Origin of the sequence: Microbacterium sp. UBA1612, assembly GCF_002321605.1 — a bacterium.
Lineage (GTDB): Bacteria > Actinomycetota > Actinomycetes > Actinomycetales > Microbacteriaceae > Microbacterium > Microbacterium luteum.
Map to the genome: position 1 here is coordinate 1 of NZ_DCMW01000030.1, position 3,837 is coordinate 3,837.

The 3,837-nt window shown below is 72.6% G+C and carries 5 protein-coding genes; 1 reads left to right on the forward strand and 4 read right to left on the reverse strand.

Annotated elements, in window-relative coordinates:
- A partial coding sequence (locus B3S45_RS12010) for an ATP-binding cassette domain-containing protein (protein WP_286720843.1) occupies positions 1-669 on the reverse strand: 669 nt, incomplete at its 3' end.
- 23 nt (positions 670-692) lie between these two features.
- Here B3S45_RS12010 and B3S45_RS12015 point away from each other — a divergent pair.
- Entirely contained in the window at positions 693-1,238 is a 546-nt protein-coding gene (locus tag B3S45_RS12015) for an MOSC domain-containing protein (RefSeq protein WP_286720845.1), read from the forward strand.
- On the opposite strand, the gene B3S45_RS12020 is transcribed toward B3S45_RS12015, so the two are convergent.
- From B3S45_RS12020 to B3S45_RS12030, 3 genes are all read right to left on the reverse strand, one after another.
- Positions 1,225-2,160 carry a 4-(cytidine 5'-diphospho)-2-C-methyl-D-erythritol kinase gene (locus B3S45_RS12020; protein WP_286720846.1) on the reverse strand — a complete coding sequence of 312 codons (936 nt, stop codon included), beginning with the start codon at positions 2,158-2,160 and terminating at the stop codon, positions 1,225-1,227. The two genes, B3S45_RS12015 and B3S45_RS12020, sit on opposite strands and share 14 nt — an antisense overlap.
- A gap of 33 nt (positions 2,161-2,193) precedes the next feature.
- The gene (gene rsmA / locus B3S45_RS12025; protein WP_286720848.1) at positions 2,194-3,036 is read right to left on the reverse strand and encodes a 16S rRNA (adenine(1518)-N(6)/adenine(1519)-N(6))-dimethyltransferase RsmA; all 843 of its coding nucleotides are present in this window, start codon (positions 3,034-3,036) and stop codon (positions 2,194-2,196) included.
- Positions 3,033-3,837 (reverse strand): TatD family hydrolase (locus B3S45_RS12030; protein ID WP_286720850.1); only part of this gene is annotated, 805 nt, incomplete at its 5' end. The genes rsmA and B3S45_RS12030, both read right to left, overlap by 4 nt.

Below are 3,837 nucleotides of genomic sequence, written 5' to 3' on the forward strand. Positions count from 1 at the left end.
CGCCGCCATCCGGTCGCGCTCGACGCGCTGCAGGATGTAGGCCGCGTAGCCGCCCTCGAAGGGCTCCAGGATGCGGTCGTGCACCTCCCACGTGTCGAGCGAGACCTCGTCGAGGAACCAGCGATCGTGGGTGACCACCACGAGCCCGCCCTGCTTCGGCGACCATCGGGTCTTCAGGTGCTGGGCGAGCCAGGCGACCCCCTCGACGTCGAGGTGGTTGGTGGGCTCGTCGAGGAAGATGATGTCCCAGTCGCGGGTGAGCAGCGCCGCGAGCGCCACGCGTCGGCGCTGACCGCCGCTGAGGTCGCCGATGCGCGCCTCCCACGGCAGGTCGCGCAGGAGCCCCGCGATCACGTCGCGGGCGCGGGCATCCCCCGCCCACTCGTGCTCGGCGCGGTCGCCGACGACCGCCCGCGAGACGAGCTCGTCGTCGGGCAGCTGGTCGGACTGGTCGAGCATCCCGAGCGTGACGCCGCCGCGGCGGGTCACTCTCCCTGAGTCCGCCTCCTGACGGCCGGCGAGGATGCGCAGCAGCGTCGACTTGCCGTCGCCGTTGCGGCCGACGACGCCGATCCGATCGCCCTCCTCGATGCCGACGGTGATGCTCTCGAAGACGACTTTGGTCGGAAACTCGAGCGCGAGCTCCTCCGCGCCGAGCAGATGTGCCATGCCTTCGAGCCTAAGGTGTCGGCATGGGTGCGAAGTTCGGCAGCACGACCCGCGAGGTCGAACTCGTGCAGCTGCTCGCCTCTCCGGTGCACCGCTACGAGGGGCGCCCCGCCGACGGGCCGCGACCGGTCGACGGCTCCGAGCTGCGCGATGCGATCGAGGTGCGCGCCGGACTGGGCGTCATCGGCGACCGGCACTTCGGGCATCCGGCGCACCGTCAGGCGAGCGTGACGCTGCAGAGCGTCGAGGCGCTCGAGCACGTCGCCGCCGAGCTGGGCGTCCCGGTGCCGGGGCTCACCGAGACGCGGCGCAACGTCCTGCTGCGCGGCGTCGACGTGGATGCCCTGATCGGCATGACCTTCGCCCTCGACTCCGGCTCCGGGCCGGTCCGGTTTCGCGCGCACCGACCGGCGAATCCGTGCGCCTGGATGAACGAGGCGATCGCACCGGGGGCGCACCGGGCGCTGCTGCGCCGCGGTGGCATCCGCGCCGAGCCGCTCACCGACGGCGCCCTCGCGCTCGGCCGCGCCGTGCTGACGGTCGAACCGGCAGAGGTCAGTCGGCGATGATGCGCGCGCCGTGCACCGGGCCGGTGGCCCGCACGACGTTGAGCTGAGCGGCCGAGAGCGCCACCTGCAGCTCGAGCGCGGCGTCAAGGTCGGCGGCCAGGAACGCGACGGTCGGGCCGGAGCCGGAGACGATGCCGGCGAGGGCGCCGTTGCGCTCCCCGAGCTCCAGCACGTCGCCGAGGCCCGGCTCCAGGTGCAGCGCGGGGGCCTGCAGGTCGTTGTGCATCGCCGCTGCGAGCATGTGCGGATCGCCCGCACGCAGCGCCTGCAGCACGTCGGTGTCGACGCTCGGGCTCGCGTCGGCGGGCGAGATGTCGCGCGCGTGGCGTTCGCGGTGCGCGTCGAGCTCGCGGTACACGGCGGGCGTCGAGAGTCCGAAGTCGGCGAGGGCCAGCACCCACTGGAAGGTGCCCGAGGCCAGCGCCGGCGAGAGCTCGTCGCCGCGACCCGTGCCGATCGCCGTGCCGCCGGTCAGCGCGAACGGCACGTCGGCCCCGAGGCGTCGCGCGAGCTCGTGCATCTCGTCGCGCGGCAGCTCGGTGCCCCAGAGGGCATCGCAGGCGACCAGCGTCGCGGCCGCGTCGGCGGACCCGCCGCCCATGCCGCCGGTAACGGGAACGTGCTTCTCGATCGCGATGTGCGCGCCCCCGCGAAAGCCGGTCTTGGCGGCGAGCAGACGCGCCGCCGCGATCGCGATGTTCGAGCCGTCGAGCGGCACCCGTCCGAGCTCCACGCTTCCGGAGACCGAGACCGAGAAGTCGTCGGCGTGGGTGACGACGACGTCCTCCGAGAGCGACACCGCCTGATAGGCGATCGCGACATCGTGATAGCCGTCGTCCTGCAGCGCGCCGACCTTCAAGAAGACGTTGATCTTGCCGGGTGCGCGAACGTGCACCCGACTCAGCTGCCCCCGAGACACCATGCCCCAACCCTAGTCGGGCCGCGCATCACGCCTTCACGCGTGTGGAGACGCCACCGCGCGCGCGATCGCGAGGAAGTCCGACACGGTCAGCTGCTCCCCGCGCACGGTCGGCTCGACGCCGGCCGCCTCAAGGCGCGCGCTCGCGGCCGCCGAACCGCCGAACAGCTCGGCGAGCGCCTGGCGCATCATCTTCCGGCGCTGGCCGAACGCCGCGTCGATGATCTGGAACGTCGCGCGACGCTCCTCCTCGCTTCCGGGGCGCTCGCCCCGCTCGAAGCCGACGAGGATGGAGTCGACGTTCGGCACCGGCCAGAAGATCTGGCGGCTGACCTGACCTTGCGTGAACCAGCGTCCGTACCAGGCGGCCTTCGCCGACGGGGAGCCGTAGACCTTCGAGCCCGGCGCGGCGGCGAGACGCTGGCCGACCTCCGCCTGCACCATGACGAGCGCGGACTCGAGACTCGGGAAGGTCTCGAGCAGGTGCAGCAGCACCGGAACCGACACGTTGTACGGGAGATTGGCGACGAGGCGGCGCGGCGGCGCGGGCAGCTCGGTCACCCGCAGCGCATCCGCCGTGATGACCTGGAGCGGCGCCCCCGGCTGCAGCGTCTCGACCGTGGTCGGCAGCTGCGCGGCGAGCCGCGGATCGATCTCCACCGCCGTCAGCCGGGCCCCGGCCTCCAGGATGCCGAGGGTCAGCGAGCCGAGACCCGGACCGACCTCGAGCACCTCGTCACCGGACTCGATCTTCGCCAGGCGGACGATGCGCCGCACCGTGTTGGCGTCGACGACGAAGTTCTGGCCGAGCTTCTTGGTCGGTTGAACGTCCAGCAGGGTCGCGAGGTCGCGGATCTCGGCGGGACCGAGCAGACTCACCGCGGGCCCAGCGGGGGGAGGTCGATCGGCGTCGTCGGCGGCGCGAAGGGCCCGGGCGGCGCGTCGACCGGCTCGTCGTCCCAGTTCCCGTAGACGAGCTCCGTGTTGGAGCTGAGCTGCGCGGCGAGCATCGACGCATCCGTGCCCAGGTGGGCAGCCATCGCCCGCACGGTGTGCGGCATCAGGTAAGCGGAGTTCGGTCGGCCGCGGAACGGCGTCGGCGTCAGGTACGGCGCGTCGGTCTCCACCAGCAGGTTGGCGCGTGGCACGGCGGCAAGCGCGTCGCGCAGGTTCTGCGCGTTCTTGAACGTCACCGTCCCGGCGAAGGAGAGGTACCAGCCGCGCCGGGCGACCAGCTCGGCGAACGCGGCGTCGCCGCTGAAGCAGTGGAAGACGACACGATCGGGGGCGCCGACCCGGTCGAGCACGCGCACGATGTCGAGGTGCGCGTCGCGGTCGTGGATCTGCAGCGCGAGTCCGCGCTCCTTGGCGATCGCGATGTGCGCCTCGAAGGCGCGCACCTGGGCGGACTTGCCCTCGTCGCTCTCGGTGCGGAAGTAGTCCAGCCCCGTCTCGCCGATCGCGCGCACCCGCGGCTTCGCCGCCAATTCGGCGATACCGGCGAGGTGGTCGTCGAGCTCGCCGCGCTCGGCAAGCTCGGGCGCTTCGTTCGGATGGATGGCGACGGCGGCGAGCACCCGCGGCTCGCGCGCGGCCACCTCGGCACTCCAGCGCGAAGTCTCCAGGTCGGTGCCGACCTGCACGACCCCGCGCACACCGACGCTGGAGGCGCGGTCGAGC

Coding starts and splice junctions, on each gene's coding strand:
- B3S45_RS12015 (WP_286720845.1), top strand. CDS start 693: ATGGGTGCGAAGTTCGGCAGCACGACCCGCGAGGTCGAACTCGTGCAG.
- B3S45_RS12020 (WP_286720846.1), bottom strand. CDS start 2,160: ATGGTGTCTCGGGGGCAGCTGAGTCGGGTGCACGTTCGCGCACCCGGC.